This window comes from Salinarimonas soli (assembly GCF_008386575.1).
Taxonomy (GTDB): Bacteria; Pseudomonadota; Alphaproteobacteria; order Rhizobiales; family Beijerinckiaceae; genus Salinarimonas_A; species Salinarimonas_A soli.
Genome location: NZ_VUOA01000022.1, coordinates 17,079 through 38,934, shown reverse-complemented (window position 1 = coordinate 38,934; position 21,856 = coordinate 17,079). Strand labels below are relative to the sequence as shown.

The 21,856-nt window shown below is 71.5% G+C and carries 21 protein-coding genes; 17 read left to right on the top strand and 4 right to left on the bottom strand.

Annotation, left to right across the window (positions count from 1 at the left end; translation table 11 throughout):
* The first annotated feature begins 30 nt into the window (after window positions 1-30).
* From F0L46_RS12550 to trmB, 10 genes are all read left to right on the top strand, one after another.
* Window positions 31-411 carry a Fur family transcriptional regulator gene (locus F0L46_RS12550; RefSeq protein WP_149818212.1) on the top strand — a complete coding sequence of 127 codons (381 nt, stop codon included), beginning with the start codon at window positions 31-33 and terminating at the stop codon, window positions 409-411.
* Complete coding sequence (gene olsA, locus F0L46_RS12545) at window positions 408-1,229, top strand: lyso-ornithine lipid O-acyltransferase (protein ID WP_149817995.1); 822 nt, start codon at window positions 408-410, stop codon at window positions 1,227-1,229. Before F0L46_RS12550 ends, olsA begins: the two co-directional genes overlap by 4 nt.
* 96 nt (window positions 1,230-1,325) lie before the next feature.
* Entirely contained in the window at window positions 1,326-2,690 is a 1,365-nt protein-coding gene (miaB, locus tag F0L46_RS12540; protein WP_149818210.1) for a tRNA (N6-isopentenyl adenosine(37)-C2)-methylthiotransferase MiaB, read from the top strand.
* Between the two features lie 80 nt (window positions 2,691-2,770).
* Complete coding sequence (locus F0L46_RS12535) at window positions 2,771-3,772, top strand: PhoH family protein (RefSeq protein WP_149817993.1); 1,002 nt, start codon at window positions 2,771-2,773, stop codon at window positions 3,770-3,772.
* Complete coding sequence (ybeY, locus tag F0L46_RS12530) at window positions 3,769-4,245, top strand: rRNA maturation RNase YbeY (RefSeq protein WP_149817991.1); 477 nt, start codon at window positions 3,769-3,771, stop codon at window positions 4,243-4,245. The genes F0L46_RS12535 and ybeY overlap by 4 nt, the downstream gene beginning before the upstream one ends.
* 31 nt (window positions 4,246-4,276) lie before the next feature.
* The gene (locus F0L46_RS12525; protein WP_149817990.1) at window positions 4,277-5,464 is read left to right on the top strand and encodes a hemolysin family protein; all 1,188 of its coding nucleotides are present in this window, start codon (window positions 4,277-4,279) and stop codon (window positions 5,462-5,464) included.
* A complete protein-coding gene (lnt, locus tag F0L46_RS12520; RefSeq protein WP_149817989.1) occupies window positions 5,461-7,071 on the top strand; it encodes an apolipoprotein N-acyltransferase in 1,611 nt (536 codons plus the stop codon). The genes F0L46_RS12525 and lnt overlap by 4 nt, the downstream gene beginning before the upstream one ends.
* Before the next feature lie 50 nt (window positions 7,072-7,121).
* On the top strand, window positions 7,122-7,532 hold the full coding sequence (locus tag F0L46_RS12515) for a helix-turn-helix domain-containing protein (protein WP_149817988.1): 411 nt from the start codon (window positions 7,122-7,124) through the stop codon (window positions 7,530-7,532).
* A gap of 226 nt (window positions 7,533-7,758) precedes the next feature.
* Window positions 7,759-8,928, top strand: coding sequence for a methionine adenosyltransferase (metK, locus tag F0L46_RS12510; RefSeq protein WP_149817987.1), 1,170 nt, complete (start codon window positions 7,759-7,761; stop codon window positions 8,926-8,928).
* Window positions 8,929-8,935: 7 nt separating this feature from the next.
* Window positions 8,936-9,622, top strand: a complete 687-nt coding sequence (gene trmB / locus F0L46_RS12505) for a tRNA (guanine(46)-N(7))-methyltransferase TrmB (RefSeq protein WP_240539977.1) — start codon at window positions 8,936-8,938, stop codon at window positions 9,620-9,622.
* A 39-nt stretch (window positions 9,623-9,661) separates the two neighbouring features.
* Here the strand turns inward: trmB and F0L46_RS26180 are convergent, their stop codons facing one another.
* The 3 genes from F0L46_RS26180 to F0L46_RS12495 form a co-directional block, all read right to left on the bottom strand.
* On the bottom strand, window positions 9,662-9,826 hold the full coding sequence (locus F0L46_RS26180; RefSeq protein ID WP_188311949.1) for a hypothetical protein: 165 nt from the start codon (window positions 9,824-9,826) through the stop codon (window positions 9,662-9,664).
* Between the two features lie 132 nt (window positions 9,827-9,958).
* Window positions 9,959-11,092 (bottom strand): DUF2336 domain-containing protein, encoded by a 1,134-nt coding sequence (locus F0L46_RS12500; RefSeq protein WP_149817983.1) that lies wholly within the window; start codon window positions 11,090-11,092, stop codon window positions 9,959-9,961.
* Between the two features lie 300 nt (window positions 11,093-11,392).
* Entirely contained in the window at window positions 11,393-12,496 is a 1,104-nt protein-coding gene (locus F0L46_RS12495) for a DUF2336 domain-containing protein (protein WP_149817981.1), read from the bottom strand.
* A gap of 291 nt (window positions 12,497-12,787) precedes the next feature.
* On the opposite strand from F0L46_RS12495, the gene rimP reads away from it, so the two are divergent.
* The 7 genes from rimP to truB all read left to right on the top strand — a co-directional run bounded on the left by rimP (window position 12,788) and on the right by truB (window position 20,525).
* Window positions 12,788-13,426 carry a ribosome maturation factor RimP gene (gene rimP, locus F0L46_RS12490; protein WP_149817979.1) on the top strand — a complete coding sequence of 213 codons (639 nt, stop codon included), beginning with the start codon at window positions 12,788-12,790 and terminating at the stop codon, window positions 13,424-13,426.
* 5 nt (window positions 13,427-13,431) lie between these two features.
* Window positions 13,432-15,042, top strand: coding sequence for a transcription termination factor NusA (gene nusA / locus F0L46_RS12485; RefSeq protein WP_149817977.1), 1,611 nt, complete (start codon window positions 13,432-13,434; stop codon window positions 15,040-15,042).
* Between the two features lie 27 nt (window positions 15,043-15,069).
* Entirely contained in the window at window positions 15,070-15,738 is a 669-nt protein-coding gene (locus F0L46_RS12480; RefSeq protein ID WP_149817975.1) for an RNA-binding protein, read from the top strand.
* Window positions 15,739-15,773: 35 nt separating this feature from the next.
* On the top strand, window positions 15,774-18,575 hold the full coding sequence (gene infB, locus F0L46_RS12475; protein WP_438646675.1) for a translation initiation factor IF-2: 2,802 nt from the start codon (window positions 15,774-15,776) through the stop codon (window positions 18,573-18,575).
* A gap of 141 nt (window positions 18,576-18,716) precedes the next feature.
* Entirely contained in the window at window positions 18,717-19,136 is a 420-nt protein-coding gene (gene rbfA, locus F0L46_RS12470) for a 30S ribosome-binding factor RbfA (protein ID WP_149817971.1), read from the top strand.
* Window positions 19,123-19,554, top strand: coding sequence for a hypothetical protein (locus F0L46_RS12465; RefSeq protein WP_149817969.1), 432 nt, complete (start codon window positions 19,123-19,125; stop codon window positions 19,552-19,554). The genes rbfA and F0L46_RS12465 overlap by 14 nt, the downstream gene beginning before the upstream one ends.
* 2 nt (window positions 19,555-19,556) lie before the next feature.
* Window positions 19,557-20,525, top strand: coding sequence for a tRNA pseudouridine(55) synthase TruB (gene truB, locus F0L46_RS12460; protein ID WP_149817967.1), 969 nt, complete (start codon window positions 19,557-19,559; stop codon window positions 20,523-20,525).
* A gap of 533 nt (window positions 20,526-21,058) precedes the next feature.
* On the opposite strand, the gene F0L46_RS12455 is transcribed toward truB, so the two are convergent.
* Complete coding sequence (locus F0L46_RS12455) at window positions 21,059-21,805, bottom strand: SDR family NAD(P)-dependent oxidoreductase (protein WP_149817965.1); 747 nt, start codon at window positions 21,803-21,805, stop codon at window positions 21,059-21,061.
* Window positions 21,806-21,856 lie beyond the last annotated feature (51 nt).

Below are 21,856 nucleotides of genomic sequence, written 5' to 3'. Positions count from 1 at the left end.
GAGAGGGCAGCCCGGGCCAAGGGCCTGCGCATGACGGGCCAGCGGCGGGTCATCGCCCGCGTGCTCGGCGAGGCGCAGGATCACCCCGACGTGGTGGAGCTGCACCGGCGCGCGGCGGCCGTCGACGAGCGCATCTCGCTCTCCACCGTCTACCGCACGGTGAAGCTCTTCGAGACGGAGGGGATCATCGAGCGCCTGGAGCTGCGCGACGGGCGCGCCCGCTACGAGCGCGCGCCCCAGGAGCACCACGACCACCTCATCGACATGCGCACGGGCGCCGTGATCGAGTTCCGCTCCGAGGAGATCGAGGCGCTCCAGACCGAGATCGCCCGGCGCCTCGGGTTTCGCGTGGTCTACCATCGCATGGAGCTCTACGCCGTGCCGCTCGACGAGCCGGGCGAGGAGGCATGAGGCTCGTCCGGCTGGGCCTGACAGGGCTCGTGCTCCTCGCCTATCTGGCCCTCGCCCTGCCGGTCCAGCTCGTCGCCGTGCGGGCGGGCTGGCGGATCGCGGCCTGGATCCCCGTGATCTTCCACCGCCTGACCCTGTGGCTCCTCGACGTGCGGGTGACGTCCATCGGCACCCCGCCCGACGGCGAGCCGAGCCTCGTGCTCGCCAACCATTCCTCCTGGCTCGACATCGTGGTCATCGGCAGCCTGCGCCCGCTCGCCTTCGTCGCGAAGTCGGAGATTGCGGGCTGGCCCGTGATCGGGCTCTTCGCGGACCTCCAGCGCACCGTCTACATCGAGCGCGCCCGGCGCTCTCATACGGCGGAGGTGAACGAGACCGTGGCGCGGCGCCTGGCGCGCGGCGAGATCGTGGTCCTGTTCCCCGAGGGCACCACGAACGACGGCAACCGGCTCCTGCCCTTCCGCTCGTCGCTCGTGGGCGCCGCCGGCGCGGTGCTCACCGAGACCGGCGCGGGCTCCGTCCGCCTCCAGCCGCTCTCCGTCGCCTTCACCCGCCGCAACGGCCTGCCCGTCACCCGCCGCGAGCGCCCGGCCATCGCCTGGTACGGCTCGATGGAGCTCGCGCCCCACCTGAAGGCTTTCTTAAGCGACGGCCCCCTCGACGTGGAGGCGACCTGGGGCGAGCCGATCCTCTTCGACCACACCCTCGACCGCAAGCGCGCGGCGGCGCTCGCCGAGGCCGCGGTGCGGGAGGGCGTCAAGCGGTCGTTGAGCGGCGCGAACCGGCTTTCAGGCGGCGCCGGTGCGGGCCGCAGATAGGGGCGCCCCTCGATTTACGGGGTGACGCTATTCTCATCGGGACCCAAACCGCTTAAATGGGCGGATCCCGAACCAGCAATGAAAGCGCCCGCCCGCGTGAAAAAGGTCTTCATCAAATCCTATGGCTGCCAGATGAACGTCTATGACGCCGAGCGCATGGCGGACGTGCTGGCGGCCGAGGGCTATGGGCAGACCGGCAGCGTCGAGAACGCCGACCTCGTCGTGCTCAACACCTGCCACATCCGCGAGAAGGCCGCCGAGAAGGTCTATTCCGAGCTCGGCCGCATCCGCGTGATGAAGGAGGAGCGGGCGCTCGAGGGCCGCGAGACCAAGGTGGTGCTCGCGGGCTGCGTCGCGCAGGCTGAAGGGCGCGAGATCTTCCGCCGCGCGCCCGTGGTGGACGTGGTGGTGGGCCCGCAAAGCTACCAGAACCTGCCCGCCCTGCTGCGCGCCGGCCGCGGCGCCCTCGACACCGAGTTCCCCGCCGACGACAAGTTCGACGCGCTCCCGGCCCTCGAGCCCGCGCGCATCAAGAGCCGCGGCGTCACGGCCTTCCTCACGGTGCAGGAGGGCTGCGACAAGTTCTGCACGTTCTGCGTGGTGCCCTATACCCGGGGCGCCGAGGTGTCGCGCTCCGTCGCCCGCATCCTCGACGAGGCGCACCGCTTGGCCGACGCGGGCGTGCGCGAGATCACCCTCATCGGCCAGAACGTCAACGCCTTCCACGGCGAGGGGCCGGACGGGTCCCCCTGGTCGCTCGGCCGCCTGCTCCACGCGCTCGCCGAGGTTCCGGGGATCGCGCGCCTTCGCTACACCACGAGCCACCCGCGCGACATGGACGAGGAGCTCATCGCGGCCCACCGCGACCTCCCTGCCCTCATGCCCTACCTCCATCTTCCCGTGCAGGCGGGCTCCGACCGGATCCTCGCGGCGATGAACCGCAGGCATACGGCCGACGAGTACCGCCGCATCATCGACCGGGTGCGGACGGCGCGGCCCGACGTCGCGCTCACCTCCGACTTCATCGTGGGCTTTCCCGGCGAGAGCGACGCGGATTTCGAGGCCACGATGCGCCTCGTCGAGGACGTCCGCTTCGCCGGCGCCTTCTCCTTCAAGTACAGCCCGCGCCCCGGCACGCCCGCGGCGGACAGCGCCGACCAGGTGCCCGAAGCGGTGAAGTCCGAGCGCCTGGCGCGGCTCCAGGAGCGGCTCGAGGCCCACCGCCAGGCCTTCAACCATGGAACCGTGGGGCGCACGCTCGACGTTCTGTTGGAGAAGGCGGGGCGTCACCCGGGCCAGCTCGCGGGCAAGACGCCCTATCTTCAGATGGTGCAGATCGACGGTGCCGGCCGGGCCGTGGGCGACATCGTCCCCGTCCGGATCGGCGCCGCAGGATCCAACAGCCTGTTCGGCGAGGCGCCCGCGGCCGACGGGACGTGGACCGAGGCTTCGGCCGCGTGAGGCGAGAGGAGAGTCCGTTGCGGACAAACGACGGCGCGGCGACGCGCGCAGGACGATCGCCGAGACCCGGCCATCCCGGGATGGACGAGGCCGCCGAGATCACGCTCACCTTCGACGACAACCGGCTGGCGAGCCTCATCTTCGGCCATTACGACCAGAACCTCGCCCATATCGAGCGTCGCCTCGCCGTGACGGCCACCGCCAACGGCAACCGCGTGGTGGTGCGGGGCACGCCCGAAGCCTGCGAGCAGACCCGCCGCGTGCTGGAGGGGCTCTACGAGCGCGTGCGCTCGGGCGCCGAGCTCACCATGGGCGATGTCGACGGGGTGATCCAGGAGACCGCCTTCCAGGGCACCCTCTTTCCCGCCGCCGACACCCCGGCGCCCGCCGCGCCGCGCTCCGGTTTCGAGGGCATCGCGACCCGCAAGCGCGGGCTCGTGAAGGCGCGCAACGCCGCGCAGGACACCTATATCCGGGCCCTGCGCCAGCACGAGCTCGTCTTCGCGGAGGGGCCCGCCGGCACGGGCAAGACCTGGCTTGCGGTGGGTTACGCCGTCTCGCTCCTGGAGCAGGGCGTGGTCGACCGGCTCATCCTCTCGCGTCCCGCCGTGGAGGCGGGCGAGCGGCTGGGCTTCCTGCCCGGCGACATGCGCGAGAAGATCGATCCGTATCTCCGCCCGATCTACGACGCGCTCTACGACTTCATGGAAAGCCGCCACGTGGAGCGCGCGCTCCAGACCGGCATGATCGAGGTGGCGCCGCTCGCCTTCATGCGCGGGCGCACCCTGTCGAGCGCCGTGGTGCTCCTCGACGAGGCCCAGAACACCACCTCGATGCAGATGAAGATGTTCCTCACCCGTCTGGGCGAGGGCTCGCGCATGATCATCAACGGCGATCCGAGCCAGATCGACCTGCCGCCGGGCCAGCGCTCGGGCCTCATCGAGGCCGTGCGCATCCTCGACGGTGTCGAAGGCATCGGCCGCGTCACCTTCCGCGACGTGGACGTGGTGCGCCACGACCTCGTGCGCCGGATCGTGACCGCCTACGACGAGGCGGCCCGCGCCAAGGGACCCCAGCCGTGATCGAGCTCGACGTCCTGGTGGAGCACGAGGGCTGGCACGCGATCCCCGACGTGGAGGGCTTGGCGCAGAGCGCCGTGGAGGCGGCCTTCGCGGCCTCGCCCCTCGCGCCGAAGGACGCCGTCGAGATCAGCCTCATGCTCGCCGACGACGCGGCCGTGCGCGACCTCAACCGCGACTGGCGGGGCCAGGACAAGCCCACCAACGTGCTCTCCTTCCCCGCCCCCGCCCTCGACGTGCCCGGCGTCCGGCCCCTGGGGGACATCGCGCTCGCGCTCGAGACCGTGACCCGGGAGGCGGAGGCCGAGGAGAAGACGCTGCGGGAGCACGCGCTCCACCTGATCGTCCACGGCTGCCTGCATCTCCTGGGCCACGACCACGACACCGCGGAGGCGGCGGGGGCCATGGAGGCGGTGGAGATCGACGCCCTCGCGCGGTTGGGGGTAGCCAATCCCTATCGCGACATGGCAGCCTGATTCCCGTTCAAGGAAGCGATTGCACCTCACGATGAGCGACGGTCGAAGTCACGCGGGCCATTCCGGCAACGGGGCCGCGCCCCCGGCGGGCCCCCCGGAGGCCTGGTACGAACGCCTGCTGACCCTGGTCGGCCTCAAGCCCAAGGACACGTTCCGGACCGACCTCGAGGACGTGCTCGCGAGCACCGTCGAGAACCCGAACTTTTCGCCCCACGAGCGGGCGATGCTCAAGAACGTGCTCGGCCTGCACCGGGTACGCGTCCAGGACGTGATGGTGCCCCGGGCCGACATCCTGGCGGTGGCCTCCGACGTGACGCTGGGCGACCTCCTGCGCATCTTCCGCACAGCGGGCCATTCGCGCCTGCCGGTCTACGGCGAGACGCTCGACGACCCCAAGGGCATGATCCACATCCGCGACTTCATGGACTACCTCGTGACCCGCGCCGAGAGCGGCACGCGGCGCCGGCGGGTCAAGGACGTGACCGTGCCCTCCCTGGGCAACATCGACCTCACCATGACGCTCGCCGCCGCCAAGATCCTGCGGCCCGTGATCTTCGTGCCGCCCTCCATGCCGGCCATGGACCTGCTCGCGCGCATGCAGACCACCCGCACCCACATGGCCCTGGTGATCGACGAATATGGCGGCACCGACGGCCTCGTCTCGATCGAGGACCTCGTCGAGACCGTGGTGGGCGACATCGAGGACGAGCACGACGAGGCCTCGGCCCAGATGATCGTGCGCGAGGGCGACACCTTCGTGGCCGATGCCCGCGCCGACCTCGACGAGGCCTCGGCGGCACTCGGCGTCTCGCTCGTGGGCGACGAGATGGCCGACGACGTCGATACGCTGGGCGGCCTCGTGGTGACCATCGCGGGGCGCGTCCCCACCCGGGGCGAGCTGATCAGCGGCCCCGAGGGGCTGGAATTCGAGGTGCTCGACGCCGATCCGCGCCGCCTCAAGCGCGTGCGCATCCACCGGCGCGAGGTCGCCCCCCGCGACGAGGAGGCGACCCGGGCCGACGCGGCGCCCGCCCGCGCCGAGCCCCCGCCGCCCGAGCCCGCGCCGCCGCCCTTCCCCGAGACCCGCGCGCTCATCACCGAATCTCCCGCCGCGCAGGCGCCCGCCGCCACGCCGCCGCCTGAGAGCGCGCCGCCGGCCTCGGACCTCCCGGACGCCGCCCCGCCCGCTTCCGGCGAGGCCGGGCGGCCTGCCGCATGAGGGCACTGGCCCACCGCGTCATCCTGGCCTGGGGCTGGGCCCGCGCTCTCATCGCCTTCATCGCGGGGGCGGTGGGCGCCTTCGCCATGCCCCCGTTCGGGATCCTGCCGGCGCTCGCCGTGTCGCTCACCGTGGCGGTCTGGCTCCTCGACGGCACGGCGGCGGGCCCGCGGCTGCGCCTCCTCTCCACCTTAGGGTCCGCGGCGCTCGTGGGCTGGGCGTGGGGCTTCGGCTACTTCGTCGCGGGCCTGTGGTGGCTCGGATCGGCCTTTCTCGTCGAGGCCGACCAGTTCGCCTATCTGCTGCCCTTCGGCGTGCTCGGCCTGCCGGCGGTGCTCGCCGCCTTCCCGGCGCTGGGCTTCGCGGCGGCCCGGCTGATGTGGTCGCCCGGCCCCGCGCGCCTCTTCGCGCTCGCCGCCGGGCTCTCCTTGAGCGAATGGCTGCGGGGCACCCTGTTCACAGGCTTTCCCTGGAACACGCTCGGCATGGCGCTCGGCCAGAACCTCTGGCTCATGCAGGCCGGGGCGGCGATCGGCCTCTACGGGCTCACCGTGCTCGCGGTCCTGATCTGCGCCGCACCCGCCGCGCTCGGCACGGGCGAGAGCTCGCGGGCGCGGCTCACGCCGCCTCTCGCGGCGGGGCTCGCGCTCGGCGTCCTCGCCTTCATCGGCGTGCAGCGCCTGCCGGCCGCCGAGACCCCGGCGATGGCGGGCGTGCGCCTGCGCATCATGCAGCCCAACCTCCCGCAGGACGCCAAGTTCAACCCGGCAAACCGCGAGAGCATCATGGCGCGCTACCTCGCCTTGAGCGACAGGGCCACGGGGCCTGGCGCCTCCGGCATCGCCGACGTCACGCACCTGATCTGGCCCGAATCGGCCTTTCCCTTCCTCCTCCACCGCGACGCCCGCGCGCTCGCCCAGATCGCGGGTCTCCTGCCCCCCGGCACGACGCTCGTCACGGGCGCCGCCCGCGCCGACGATCCCGGCCCGGGCGAGTCCCGCCATCACTTCTTCAACGCCATCCACGCGGTCGCCGACGACGGCACGATCGTGGCCACCTACGACAAGACCCACCTCGTGCCATTCGGCGAGTATTTTCCGCACGCCCTCGACGCGCTCCTGCGGGGATTGGGCCTGCGCCAGTTCGTGCACGTCCCCGGCGGTTTCGAGCCCGGCGAGCGCCCGGGGCTCCTCGACCTGCCGGGCCTGCCGCCCGCCGCGGCCACCATCTGCTACGAGGCGATCTTCCCCGGCGCCGTGGTGCCCCGCGGGCCGCGCCCGGGGCTCATCGTGAACGTGACGAACGATGCCTGGTTCGGCATGACGCCGGGCCCGCACCAGCATTTCGCGCAGGCCCGCCTGCGCGCCGTCGAGGAGGGCCTCCCCCTGGTGCGCGCCGCCAATACGGGGATCTCGGCCGTGATCGACCCCTATGGCAGGATCGTGCGCTCGCTCCCCTTGGGCGTCGAGGGCGTTCTCGATGCCCCACTTCCGATTGCAATCGCTCGCACAACTTACGGGCGATTTGGCGATAGCCTCTTTGCAGCCCTTGCTTTATGTTGCGCGGCGCTGGCTCTCGTCTTGCGGCGGGAGCGACGGCGAGCCTGATCCGCACGGAGCCCGAACGGCACACCGCCGGATCCCCAGGGGGGTAGAGGATGATCAAGAAGGAGCCCAATCCGATCGACCGGCACGTTGGCAGCCGCGTGCGCATGCGCCGCGTGCTCGTCGGCATGAGCCAGGAGAAGCTCGGCGACGCGCTCGGCCTTACGTTCCAGCAGGTGCAGAAATACGAGAAGGGCACCAACAGGATCGGCGCGAGCCGCCTGCACCAGCTCGCCCACGTGCTCGGCGTGCCCGTGGCCTTCTTCTACGAGGGCGCCCCCGTGGAGGCGGACGGCCCCGGCGGCCTCCAGGAGCCCGGGGCCCCGGCCTACGTGGCCGACTTCATGTCCACCACCGAAGGCCTCCAGCTCATGAAGGCCTTCGTGCGGATCAAGGATGCACGGGTCCGCCGGCGCCTCGTCGATCTCGCCGTCTCCCTCGTCGACGCGGCGGAGGACGACTAGGCCCGCCCGCGGGCGGACGTGTTCGTTTTACCAAACGCGTTCCCTTGACCAGACGGCGGAGCGGTGGCACAAGCGCGCGCCCGGCGGGACGTGCGGGTGGGCGCGGGGTGCCCCTCCGCCGGAGCCGGGTGCTCCGGGCCGGGGAGGCGGGCGCCCCGTCATCCTGGTCATGGTCGACGGCAAGCGGTCTCCGAGGCGGCGCCCGACCCATTCGAGAGGCTTCGACGTGTCACGGCAGAACTATCTCTTCACGAGCGAGTCGGTCTCCGAGGGCCATCCGGACAAGGTCTGCGACCGGATCTCCGATGCGGTGGTCGACGCCTATCTCGCCGCGATGCCCGAAGCCCGCGTCGCCTGCGAGACGCTCGCCACCACGAACCGCGTCGTCATCGCCGGCGAGGTGCGCGGCCCCGACTCGATCACCAAGGATCGCGTCGTCGCGCTCGCCCGCAACGCCATCCGCGACATTGGCTACGAGCAGGAGGGCTTCCACTGGGAGCGCGCCCAGGTCGACGTCTATCTCCATGCCCAGTCGGCGCACATCGCCATGGGCGTGGACGCGGACGGCAACAAGGACGAGGGTGCGGGCGACCAGGGCATCATGTTCGGCTATGCCTGCAACGAGACCTCCGAGCTCATGCCGGCCCCGATCTTCTACGCCCACAAGATCCTGAAAACCCTCACCGACGCCCGCAAGTCCGGCGAGGCCCGCCAGCTCGGCCCCGACGCCAAGAGCCAGGTCACGGTGCGCTACGAGAACGGCAAGCCCGTCGGCGTGACCCAGATCGTGGTCTCGACCCAGCACCTCGACGAGACCATGGAATCGGCGGACGTGCGCGCCCTCATCGAGCCCTACGTCCTGCGGGCCCTGCCCCAGGGCTGGATCGACGCCAAGACGATCTGGCACGTGAACCCCACGGGCAAGTTCGTCATCGGCGGTCCGGACGGCGACGCGGGGCTCACCGGCCGCAAGATCATCGTCGACACCTATGGCGGCGCGGCGCCCCACGGCGGCGGCGCCTTCTCGGGCAAGGACCCCACCAAGGTCGACCGCTCGGCGGCCTACGCGGCGCGCTATCTCGCCAAGAACGTGGTGGCGGCGGGGCTCGCGAGCCGCTGCACGCTCCAGCTCTCCTACGCGATCGGCGTGGCCAAGCCCCTCTCGATCTATGCCGATCTCCACGAGGGCCAGGTCGAGGCCTCCCGCCTCGAGGCGGTCCTCATGGACCTCATGGACCTGTCGCCCCGGGGCATCCGCACGCATCTGGGCCTCAACAAGCCCATCTACGAGCGCACCTCGGCCTATGGCCATTTCGGCCGCGCGCCGGAGGCCGACGGCGGCTTCTCGTGGGAGCGCGTCGACCTCGTGGACGCGCTGCGCTCGGCGCTGCGCTGAGCGGCGCGTGAGCGGGGCTCCCGACGAATCCGGCGCCTTCTTCGGGCGCCGGAAGGGCAAGGCCCTGCGGCCGGGCCAGGGGGATCTCGTCGCGACCCTGCTGCCGCGCCTGCGCCTCCCGGCCGACGGAGCCATCGACCCGGCGGCCTTGTTCCCCGGCCCGGTGAGCGGCCTCACCCTCGAGATCGGCTTCGGCGGCGGCGAGCATCTCGCGGCGCGTGCCCGCGAGAACCCCGGGCGGGGCTATATCGGCTGCGAGCCCTTCATCAACGGCATGGCCAAGATGCTCGGCGCCGTCGAGCGCGAGAGATTGAGCAACGTGCGCCTGTGGGACGAGGACGCCGCCGCCCTCCTGCCCCGCATCGCGCCCGCGAGCCTCGACGAGATCTACCTCCTCTACGCCGATCCGTGGCCCAAGCGCCGGCAGCGCAAGCGCCGCTTCGTGTCGCCCGCGACCGTCGAGGGGTTCGCGCGGCTCCTGAAGCCCGGCGGCCGCTTCCGCTTCGCCTCCGACATCGACGACTATGTGGGCTGGACGCTCGCCCGCGTGCTCCCGAACCCCGCCTTCCGCTGGACGGCGGCGCGCGCCGACGACTGGCGCCTGCCCTATCCGGGCTGGCCCGGCACCCGCTACGAGGCCAAGGCCCTGCGCGAGGGCCGCCGCCCGAGCTATCTCACCTTCGAGCGGGTGTAGGCGGCACGGCTCGACGTCGCCTGGAGCGGCGGCCCACGCTCAGGGGCCAATCAGATAGGTGAATCCCACGGCCGCGCCGAGAACGAGGAGCGCAACGGCAAGCCGTCCGAGCAGGAGACGGACGACGGCGCCGGGGCCCGCTTCGCGCGCCCGGGCATAAGCGGTCCAGAACGCGATCCAAGCCGCCTTGTCACCGCTCGGCATGCCATGAGCCGTCCGAAACAGCGCGTCGGGAAGCGGCCCATGTCGAGGCCTCGGCTTCTCACGCGCGTCACTCATCTTGCAGGCCCCGATCCCTCACGAGCGACGGTCCCGGCCAGGATGAGGTCGACCCACCTACCGCACGTTCGAGCGCACCTGGCGGCTCGCGGCGGTCTCGTAGCCCTTCTTCTGGGTCGCCTCGCGCACCTTCAGGAACTGGACGACCCGCTGGGCCGTGGCGGCGCTCAGGCCCTCGAAGGTGTCGTGGGCGCGCTTGAGGAGGTGGGGTTGCGACGCCTCCGGGCCGCGCAGCGCGAGCAGCGCCCGCACGGTGGGCCAGCCCCAGCCCATGGCGCGGCTCACCACGAGGAGGAGCTCGGCGTCGGGCTCCTTGAACAGCCGCTCGATGGCGGGCACGGTGAGCCCCGTCATGTAGGCGATGGCGCAGACGGTCTCCTCGAACTGGTTCGCCCCCGCGAAGGCGGCGAGCTCGGCCTCGGCGAGGGGCTTTCGCGCCACCATGCCGCTGACGAGGCCCAGCGCCGACGAATAGTCGCGCCGGCCCGGCACCACGGCGGCGGCGAGCTGGGTGGCGCTGCGGGCCACCGCCACGTCGATGGCGGGGCGGTCCTGGCTCGGCATGGTCTCGCTCAGACGGCGGCGGGCCGTCTCCTTGGCGATCTCCACGAGCTGGCTCAGCTGCGCCTCGGGCACGTCGACCCGCTGGCCGAGCAGCGCCTGGAGCGCGTCGTCGATCTTCGAGCGGTCGACGAGCGTCGCCATGGACCCTTGCGAGAAGCGCGCGCCGGGATTGCCCGCCATGGCATGGACGACCACCCGGTCGCCGCGCCGCACGAGCACGTCCGTGACGGTCTCGGTGAGCACCGGCCGCTCCGTGATGGCGAGCATGTGGTCGCGGCCCTTGGCCATCGCCACCGACACCAGGTCCTCGTCGGACAGGCGCGGCGAGCGGGCGAGCACCGGGCGCGCCACGGCGATCTCGTCGTGGGCGAGCGAGCGGATGATGCCGCGCGGGGCGTTGCCCACGTCGGCCAGGCGGTCGGCGAGCTCGACGCGGGCGCGGGTCTCGATCGCGGCGGCAAGGCGCGCGATCACCACGTCGAACAGGTCGATCTGCTCCTCCGTGAGGGCCTCCGAGTCGCGCAGGAACAGGTCCGTGACCCGGCGCAGGTTCTCGACGCGCTTGTCCTGCGGGCCGCGGGAGATCGAATCTTCGAGATCGTGAATCAAGCGGGACACCACACTCATGGAATGCTCCTGGAGGGGAGCATAGGGGCCAGAGGTGACCAGACCGTTGCGGCTATCGTTGAGTCGGGCCCTCGGCTGCGTCCTCGGGCGCCGTGCCCTCAGAGGCTGGCCCGAAAGGGGATGCTCCTATCCCCCTCATGCTGAGGTGCCCTGCGAAAGCAGGGCCTCGAAGCACGCAGGACGCTGCCACAGCCGTCCGGCGATCCCTGGAGCGCCCTTCGAGGCCCACTTCGTGGGCGCCTCAGAGCCTGCCCCCGCGNNGACGAGGTGGGAGGTGGGCCGTCCTTATGAGTCAGCCTCTCAGGAGGCCGCCGGGAGGGTGCCGCCGCGCACGGCGGTGAAGCGCACCACGCGGGTGGCGGTCTGCACGGAGAGGTGCTGGTAGGCGTCGAAGGCGTTCTTGAGCACCCCCTCGGAGGGCTCGCGCCCCGCCTTGCAGGTGAGCAGCATCTTGAACGTGATCCAGCCGAAGCGCAGGGACCGCACGATGAACAGCATCGGGTCGTAGTGCGGCGAGTGATAGGCGCCCGCCACCATCTCGATGTTGATGTTGGCGATGTGGGCGATCGCCACGAGCGCTTCGGCCACCCGGCCCTCCTTGAGCCAGGCCAGCACGTCGTCCTCGCTGATCGGCGCCCTGCGGGCGCGCTGCTCCACGGCCTGGATCGCGGGCCTGAAATCGTCCACGAGGGTAGGCGATCCGCCCGCCCGCGCCACCGCGCCCGACACCTCGTCGATGGCCTCGTCCAGAAGCTCGGATTCGCTGCCCTTGAACTCCGGACGCAGCGTCTCGCGCACCTGCTCGCGGGCGATCTCCACCAGGCGGGCGAGCTGGCGGGGCGGGATGTCGCGGCGGGCCCGCAGGATGCCCTGCAGGGTCTCGTCGGCCCGCGCCTTTTCAAGAAGCTCCTGGAACCCGCGGGGCGAGAACCGGGCGCCCTGGTTGCCCGCGACCGAGCGCACCACCCGGGTGTCGCCCCGGTCGACGATCACGTCCGTGACGGCCTCGGGCAGGGTCGCCCGGCGGGTGAGCGAGAGGAGGTGGTCCTGGCCCTTGGCGGCCGCGATCTCCACGAGATCGCCCTCGGCGAGCCGGGGCGAGCGCTCCAGCACGGGCCCGGCCACCGCGATGTCGTCGTCGAAGGCCAGATCGCGCACCACCCGGGGGGGCGCGTTGGGCACGTCCGCGAGACGGTCGGACAATTCCATGCGGGCGCGGAACTCGATGTCGCGGGCAAGCCGCAGGATCACCTCGTCGAAGACCGTGACGTGCATCGCCTTGAGGTGCGGCGCCTGCTCGACGAACAGGTTCGTCATCCGGCGCAGGGCCTCGGTCCGGCGCGCGGGGTCGCCGCTGCCGACGGCATCCTCGATCTCTTTTGCGATGGACGCCAGCGGATCCATGAACCTCGGGGCCTTCGGTTGAGCCCCTTGAACCTAGACCGTAGATGTAAGGGAAGCGTTAGGGCGGTTGAAAAACTTCGTCGTGCGCGAACCCGGCGAATTCGACGCGCTTGCGCCCTGCGTGCCATCCCGGATGCGAGCGCCCGGCCGTTCGGTCCACCTTGAATTCGCCGCGTTTTCCGCTATATGAGGCGCATCACGTCTGGTTGCGGTGCATGCGCCGCTGGTCAGGAGTGGGCCCCCCCGGGTCCGCTCCTTATTTGTTTCAGGGACCGGACAGCCGGAGAATCCATGGCCGAAGAGCATGACCCTCGTTTGATCACCGAAACGGGCGTCGCGGCGCGCGTCGCGGCGATCGTCGAGCCCGTGCTCGAGGATCTGGGCTACCGCCTCGTGCGCGTGAAGGTGTCGGGCACCAACGGCTGCACCGTCCAGATCATGGGCGAGCGCCCCGACGGCACGATGAGCGTGGACGATTGCGAGGCGGTGAGCCGCGCCGTGTCGCCCGCCCTCGACGTCGACGATCCCGTGAACCGGGCCTACCATCTCGAGGTCTCCTCGCCGGGCATCGACCGGCCCCTGGTGCGCGCCGGCGATTTCGACCGCTGGGCCGGGCACGAGGTGCGCATCGAGATGAGCGTGCCCGTGGAGGGCCGCAAGCGGTTCCGCGGCCTCATCCGCGGCGCCGAGGGCACGAACGCGCTCGTGGAGATCCCCGCGGCCGGCGAGGTGCCCCAGTTCGTCGCCCACCTGCCCATCCGCGACGTCGGCGAGGCCCGGCTGGTCCTCACCGACGACCTCATCCGCGAGTCGCTGCGCCGCGGCGGCGCGCCGGGCGAAACCCCGCCCGAGCCCGCCGACGACGCTCCGGCGCCGCGTCCCAAACCCAACCGCAAACCCAAGGTCTCAGGTCAGACCCCCAAGGAGTGAACCCGATGGCTGTCAGCGCCAACAGGCTCGAGCTCTTGCAGATCGCCGATGCGGTCGCGCGCGAGAAGGTGATCGATCGTCAGATCGTGCTTGCCGCCATGGAGGACGCGATCGCCAAGGCGGCGCGCTCCCGCTACGGGGCCGAGACCGACATCCACGCCGAGATCCACCCCAAGACCGGCGAGCTGCGGCTCGCCCGCCACCTCCTCGTGGTGGACAAGGTGGAGAACACCGCCGTCGAGATCTCCCTCAACGACGCCCGCCGGCACAATCCGGCCGCGCAGGTGGGCGATTCCATCGCCGACACCCTGCCCCCCTTCGATTTCGGCCGCATCGCGGCCCAGTCGGCCAAGCAGGTGATCGTCCAGAAGGTGCGCGACGCCGAGCGCGACCGCCAGTACCAGGAGTACAAGGACCGCATCGGCGACATCGTCAACGGCCTCATCAAGCGGGTCGAGTACGGCAACGTGATCGTGGACCTGGGCCGCGGCGAGGGCATCGTGCGCCGCGACGAGCTCATCCCCCGCGAGACCTTCCGCCCCGGCGACCGCGTCCGGGCCTATCTGTTCGACGTGCGCCGGGAGACCCGCGGCCCGCAGATCTTCCTGTCGCGCACGCACCCCCAGTTCATGGCGAAGCTCTTCGGCCAGGAGGTGCCCGAGATCTACGACGGCGTCGTCGAGGTGAAGGCGGTCGCCCGCGATCCGGGCTCGCGCGCCAAGATCGCCGTGATCTCCCGCGATTCCTCCATCGATCCGGTGGGCGCCTGCGTCGGCATGCGGGGCTCGCGCGTCCAGGCCGTGGTGGGCGAGCTCCAGGGCGAGAAGATCGACATCATCCCCTGGTCCCCCGACCCCGCCACCTTCATCGTGAACGCCCTCCAGCCGGCCGAGGTCGTGAAGGTCGTGCTCGACGAGGACTCGGAGCGTATTGAAGTCGTGGTCCCGGATGACCAACTATCCCTTGCGATCGGGCGGCGCGGCCAGAACGTGCGGCTCGCCTCCCAGCTCACGGGCTGGGACATCGACATCCTCACGGAGGCCGAGGAGTCGGAGCGTCGCCAGAAGGAATTCAACGAGCGCACCGAGATCTTCATGAACGCGCTCGACGTCGACGAGGTGGTGGGCCAGCTGCTCGCCTCCGAGGGCTTCCGCTCCGTCGAGGAGCTCGCCTTCGTCGACCCCGCCGAGCTCGCGACGATCGAGGGCTTCGACGAGGAGACGGCGTCCGAGATCCAGCGGCGCGCCGAGGATCACCTGGCCCGCATCGAGGCCGAGTTCGAGGCCAAGCGCCAGGAGCTCGGCGTCGCCGACGAGGTCAAGGAGGTCGACGGCGTCACGACGCCGATGCTCGTCGCCTTCGGGGAGAACGGCATCAAGACCGTCGAGGACCTCGCGGGCTGCGACACCGACGAGCTCGCGGGCTGGACCGAGGGGCGCGGCCCCGAGGCGGTGCGGCACAAGGGCGTGCTGGACGAGTTCGGCATCTCGCGCGCCGACGCCGAGGGCATGATCATGGCGGCCCGCGTCAAGGCGGGCTGGATCGAGGCGCCGGAGCCCGCCGCCGAGGAGATCGAGGCCGAGGCCGAGGCCGAGACGGAGGCTCACCCGACCTGATCGGGAGCCCGCGAGGAGGTCCGGACCATGCCGCGCCACGAGCCGCAGCGGACCTGCATCGTGACGCGCACGGTGCGGCCGCCGCACGAGATGATCCGCTTCGTGCTCGACCCCGAGGGTCGGGTCGTGGCGGACCTGAATGAGAAGCTGCCGGGCCGGGGGGTCTGGGTGACGGCCAACCGCGAGACGGTCGCGCTGGCCGTGCGGCGCCGGGCGTTCTCGAAGGGGCTCAAGGCGGAGGCGAAGGCCTCGCCGACGCTCCCCGAGGAGATCGACGTGGCGCTCTACCGGGACCTGCGCCAGGGCTTCTCGCTCGCCAAGAAGGCGGGCGCGGTGGTGACGGGCTTCGCGAAGGTGGAAGCCGAGATCGGCGGGGGCGGGATCGCCGCCCTCGTCCACGCGGCGGAGGCGGCCGAGGACAGCCGCCGCAAGCTTCAGGCGGCCTTGCGCCGCCGCTTCGGCGACGGCGCCGGGCGCATACCTGTCATCGACGACGTCGCCGGTGACGATTTGGATTTGGCTTTAGGCCGTTCCCATGTGATACATGCGGCTCTCGTCGCGGGCGCTGGGAGCGGAGGACTTCTCACGCGCTGGCGGCGGCTGCGCATTTATCGTGCCACCGACGCCTTCGAGGCCGCCTCCCCGGGAGACGGCCGGACCGACGACATCGAACCCGCAGGAACCAGAGCGGAATGAGTGATCAGAAGACCCCGGGCGACAAGACTCTCCATATGTCGCCCAACAAGACGCTGACGATCAAGCGCCCGGTCGAGCAGGGAACGGTGCGCCAGAGCTTCTCGCACGGCCGCACGAAATCCGTGGTCGTCGAGACGGTGAAGCGTCGCGTCATCGGACCGGGCGGCAAGGAGGTCGCGGCGCCGCCGCCGGCCCCGAAGCCGGCTGCTCCGGCCCCCGCCGCGCCCCCGGCTCCCGCCCCCCGCGCCGCCTCGCCGCAAGGCGCCGCTCCGCGCCAGCCGGCCTCCGCCCGCTCGGGATCGGGCGTGGTGCTGCGCACCCTCTCCGAGCAGGAGCGCGACGCCCGCGCCGCCGCCCTCGTCGACGCCCGCAAGCGCGAGGAGGACGAGCGCCGCCGCCAGGAGGACGAAGCCCGCCGCCGCACCGAGCGCGACGAGGCCGAGCGCCGCGAGCGCGACGCCGCCGAGGCGCGCAAGCGCGAGGAGGACGAGCGCCGCCGTCAGGAGGACGAGCGCAAGCGCCGCGCCGAGGACGAGGCCCGCCGCCGCCTCGGCGACGAGGCGAGCCGCGGCCAGGCGCCCCGCGCCGCCGCTCCCGCAAGCCCCCGTCCCGCGGCCCCGGCCCCGTCGCGGCCCACGACCCTGTCCCGTCCGGCTCCCATCCCGGCGCCGCGTCCGGCCGCCTCGGACGGCGTGATGCCGGGCAACCGGCGCCCGCCGAGCCTCGACAGCATGGCCCGTCCGGCCCCGCCGCCGAAGCCCGAGCCCAGCGCTACCCCGGCTCCCGCCGCTGCCGCCACCCCGGCGGGCGCGCGGCCCGCGGCCGCCCGTCCGGCCGGAGCCGGCGACGACGAGGCGCGCGCCGCGCCGCGTCGCCTCGGCCTGCCGATCAAGCCCGCCGCCGTGCCGAAGCCCACCAAGGGCGCGGGCGACGACAAGCGCCGCGGCCGCCTCACGGTCACGAACGCGCTGGCCGGCGACGACGAGCGCACCCGCTCGCTCGCCGCCTTCCGCCGCCGCAACCAGCGCCTGCTCGGCCGCGGCCAGCAGGAGGCTAAGGAAAAGATCACCCGTGACGTGATCATCCCCGAGACGATCACGATCCAGGAGCTCGCGAACCGCATGTCGGAGCGCGGCGTCGACGTCATCCGCCTGCTGATGAAGCAGGGCCAGATGCACAAGATCACGGACGTCATCGACGCCGACACGGCGCAGCTCGTCGCCGAGGAGCTCGGCCACACGGTGCGCCGCGTGGCGGAGTCCGACGTCGAGGAGGGCCTGTTCGACACGCCCGACATGGACGCCGAGAACCTGGTCTCCCGCCCGCCCGTCGTGACCATCATGGGCCACGTCGACCACGGCAAGACCTCGCTCCTCGACGCCATCCGCCAGACGAACGTGGTCTCCGGCGAGGCCGGCGGCATCACGCAGCATATCGGCGCCTACCAGGTGACCTCGCCGCTCGGCGGCAAGATCACCTTCATCGACACGCCCGGCCACGCGGCGTTCACGGCCATGCGCGCCCGCGGCGCGAAGGTCACGGACATCGTGGTGCTCGTGGTGGCGGCCGACGACGGCGTCATGCCCCAGACGGCGGAGGCCGTCGCTCACGCCAAGGCGGCGGGGGTGCCCCTCATCGTCGCGGTCAACAAGATCGACAAGCCCAACGCCGACCCGCAGCGGGTGCGCACCGAGCTGCTCCAGCACGAGATCGTGGTGGAGTCGCTGGGCGGCGACACGCTCGAGTTCGAGGTCTCGGCGCTCAAGCGCACGGGTCTCGAGACCCTGCTCGAGGGCCTCCAGCTCCAGGCCGAGATCCTCGACCTGCGGGTGGACGCCGGACGCTCGGCGGAAGGCACCGTGATCGAGGCGAAGCTCGATCGCGGCCGCGGCCCCGTGGCCACCGTGCTCGTCCAGCGCGGCACCTTGCGCCCCGGCGACATCGTCGTGGCGGGCGCCGAGTTCGGCCGCGTGCGCGCGCTGGTCAACGACCAGGGCGGCATGGTGAAGGAGGCCGGTCCCTCGGTCCCCGTCGAGGTGCTGGGCTTCAACGGCACGCCGGAGGCCGGCGACCGCGTCGCGGTGGTCGAGTCCGAGGCGCGCGCCCGCGAGATCACCGAGTACCGGTCGCGGGTGAAGCGCGAGCGCCAGGCCGCCCGCGGCGGCGCCGCGGCGGGCCGCACGCTCGCCGAGATGATGCGCGACCTCAAGGAGAGCGCCGGCCGCAAGGAGTTCAACCTCGTCATCAAGGGCGACGTGCAGGGCTCCGTCGAGGCGATCAGCGGCGCGCTGGACAAGCTCGGCACCGACGAGGTGGCGGCGCGCGTCCTGCACGCGGGCGTCGGCGGCATCACCGAGTCCGACATCACGCTCGCCGGCGCGTCCGGCGCCGTGGTGGTGGGCTTCAACGTCCGCGCCCACAAGGAGGCCCGCGAGGCCGCCGAGCGGGCAGGCGTCGAGATCCGCTACTACAACATCATCTACGACCTCGTGGATGACGTGAAGGCGGCGATGTCGGGCCTGCTCGCGCCGACCCTGCGCGAGGAGCGTCTGGGCGAGGCGCAGATCCTCGAGGTGTTCAACGTGTCGAAGGTCGGCAAGGTCGCGGGCTGCCGCGTCCTCGACGGCCGGGTGGAACGGGGCGCAAGCGTCCGCCTCATCCGCGACAACGTCGTCATCCACGAGGGCAAGCTCTCGCAGCTCAAGCGCTTCAAGGACGACGCGCGCGAGGTGGTGGCCGGCCAGGAATGCGGCATGGCCTTCGAGACCTACCAGGACATGCGCGCCGGCGACGTCATCGAGTGCTACCGGGTCGAGGAGGTGCGCCGCACGCTGTAAGGCGCGGCGCCGCACCCGAGCCCCCTTTTGGCGGACGCGCGACCCGCTCGCGCGTCCGTTCCCACCCGTGAAATCCGTCGCGGGCCGGCTCAACCAGCCGGGCCCAGCCGCGTTGATCCGGTTCGATCCCGGAGGACAGCCATGGCCAAACGTACCGACACCCCCTCCGGCCCCTCGCAGCGCCAGCAGCGCGTCGCCGAGCTCGTGCGCCATGCGCTCGCCGAGGTGCTCCAGCGCGGCGACATCTCCGACCCCGTCCTGGCGACCCACGTCGTGACGGTGCCCGAGGTGCGCATGTCGCCTGACCTCAAGCTCGCGACCGCCTACGTCATGCCGCTCGGCGGCAAGGACGAGCGCCCCGTGCTGGAGGCGCTCGACCGTCACAAGAAGGTGCTGCGCACCGAGGTGGCGCGCCGCGTGAACCTGAAATTCGCCCCCGACCTGCGCTTCCGCCGCGACGAGAGCTTCGACGAGGCGGCCCGCATCGACGCGCTCCTGCGCTCGGAGAAGGTGCAGCGCGACGTGGCCCGGGCCGACGAGGACGACAATGACGCTGAGTGACGATCAGCTTCGAGCGTTGAGCCATCTTGAGCGCCATCGCGTTTGGGTGAACGCCCGGGCCTTAGTCGCTCAGATCGAGGCTCTCGGCCTCCCGTACGACGCCCCTACCGGCCTCAAGCTCGACAGCCCGATCGGTCGGCAGATGACCGCCATCATCTATTCGCCGGAGGGACGTATGGCCGGCATACTTGCGACCGAACAGGGCCTCCCGGCCCTTGCAGGAGTGGAGCCGCTCCTCGTCTCACAGATGGGCGACGATTACGCGAAAACCTACGAGGCGACGATCCAGGCCGGCTACGTCGTCACGCAGATGATGAAGGCGAACGGGTTTCGCAAGACGAACCAGAACAGACCGATGCCCTCTGAGTCCGTAGCCAAGACGGCTGCATTCTTCGTTCGCGCTACAACAGCTGGGTGACGATGTCCGACTTCAACGACGACGCAAACACCCGTCCGGCCTCTGCCCAAGCCCCCCGCCCCGAGCGCCCCCGCAAGCGCGAGGTCAACGGCTGGGTGATCCTGGACAAGGGGCTCGGCATGACCTCGACCCATGCGGTCGCGGTGGTGAAGCGCGCCTTCTCGGCCAAGAAGGCGGGCCATGCCGGCACCCTCGACCCGCTGGCGTCCGGCATCCTGCCGCTCGCGCTCGGCGAGGCGACGAAGACGGTGCCCTTCGTCATGGACGGCCGCAAGGCCTACCGCTTCACCGTGGCCTGGGGCGTCGAGACCGACACGGACGACGGCGAGGGCCGGGTCGTGGCGCAGTCGGAGCTTCGCCCGGACCCCGCGGCAATCGAGGCCCTGCTCCCCCGCTTCACGGGGGCGATCCAGCAGGTGCCGCCGCGCTTCTCCGCCATCAAGATCCAGGGCGAGCGCGCCTACGACCTTGCCCGCGACGGCGAGGTGGTGGAGCTCCAGCCGCGCCAGGTCGAGATCGACCGCCTGGCGCTGGTCGCCCACGAGGACGGGCGCTCCGTGTTCGAGGCCGAGTGCGGCAAGGGCACCTATGTGCGCGCCATCGCCCGCGACATCGGCCGGGCGCTGGGCTGCTACGGCCACGTCGCGACGCTGCGGCGCACCCGGGTCGGCCCCTTCACGGAAGCAGACGCCGTGTCGGTCGAGACCCTTCGCGATCTCTCGGCCGAGGCGCCGGGCGAGCTCGCCCGCATGCTCCACCCCGTCCAATCCGCCCTCGACGCGATCCCGGCCATCCCCGTCTCCCGCGACGGCGCCGGGCGCCTGATGCGCGGCCAGTCCATCATCCTGCGCGGCCGCGACGCGCCCCTCGACGGCCAGGCCTATGCCACCTTGGGCGGCATCCTCGTCGCGGTGGGCTTCATCGAGCGCGGCGAGCTGGTCCCCCACCGGGTGTTCCACCTCGGGGCGTGAGGGGGAGGGCGGCCCTCGCACTCAGCAAGCCCCGGCTACTCCCATCCTCACCCTCGTCCTGAGAGGCTGGCTCATGAGTACGGCCTACCCTCCGTCCTCGTCCTGAGGTGCCCGCCGCAGGCGGGCCCCGAAGGGCGATCCAGGGATCTCCCTCCGGCTCACGCGGGTGGTGCGTACTTCGAGGCTCGCTCCGCTCGCGCCTCAGCATGAGGGGGGACAGGTGCGAACCCTTTCGGGTCAGGCTCTGAGGTGCCCTGCGCAGCAGGGCCTCGAAGGGCGCTCCAGGGGTCTCCGGACGGCTGTGGCAAGCATGGTGCGTGCTTCGAGGCTCGCCCTTGGCTCGCACCTCAGCATGAGGGGGTTGGGAACCTTCTGGATCAGCGTCCAACCCCTCACCCCCTGGCACTTCGTGCATTCCTCTCCCCATGCGAGAGGGGAGACGCCATGGGCCTCATACGGAGGTGCATCGAGGAGCGTTCCAGGGATCTCCTTGGGGATGTGGGAGAGGGCCGCCGCCCGGCGCTGCCAGCCCCTCAATACGTCGCCCGTCCCCCCGACAGGTCGAACACCGCACCCGTCGTGAAGGTGATCTCCGGCGAGGCGAGCCAGGCCACCATGGCGGCGATCTCGCGGGGCTCGACGAAGCGGGCGCGGGGGATCTTGGAGAGCATGTAGTCGATGTGCTCCTGGCTCATCTGGTCGAAGATCCGGGTGCGTGCGGCGGCCGGCGTGATGGTGTTGACCGCGATGTCGTGCGCCGCAAGCTCCTTGCCGAGCGACTTCGTGAGCGCGATCACCGCCGCCTTCGAGGCCGAATAGGCTGAGGCGTTGGGGTTGCCCTCCTTGCCGGCCACCGAGGCCACGGTGACGATGCGCCCGTAGCCCTGCGCCAGCATGCTCGGCACCACCGCCCGGCAGCAATGGAACGTGCCGTCGACGTTGATGCGCATGATCTGCGACCAGGCGTCGAGGGGGTATTCCCACATCCGGGCATTGGGCCCCGCGACGCCCGCGCTCGTCACGAGGATGTCGATCGGCCCGTGCGCGGTTTCCACGGCCTTCGCGGCCGCCATCGTCTCCTCGGCGTTCGTCACGTCCACGGCGCGGGCGTGGACCGTGCCGCCGATGTCGGCCGCGGCCTGGGCCGCGAGGTCCCCGTCCAGATCCCAGATCTCCACCGTCGCGCCCGACGCGACGAAGCGCTCCACCACCGCCCGCCCGATGCCCTGCGCGCCGCCGGTCACGATGGCGACGTGGCCGTTGAGGTCGATCTGATTCACTGGCGTCCTCCCCTGATGCTGGCCCCACCCTAAACCATGCGGGCGGGCGCG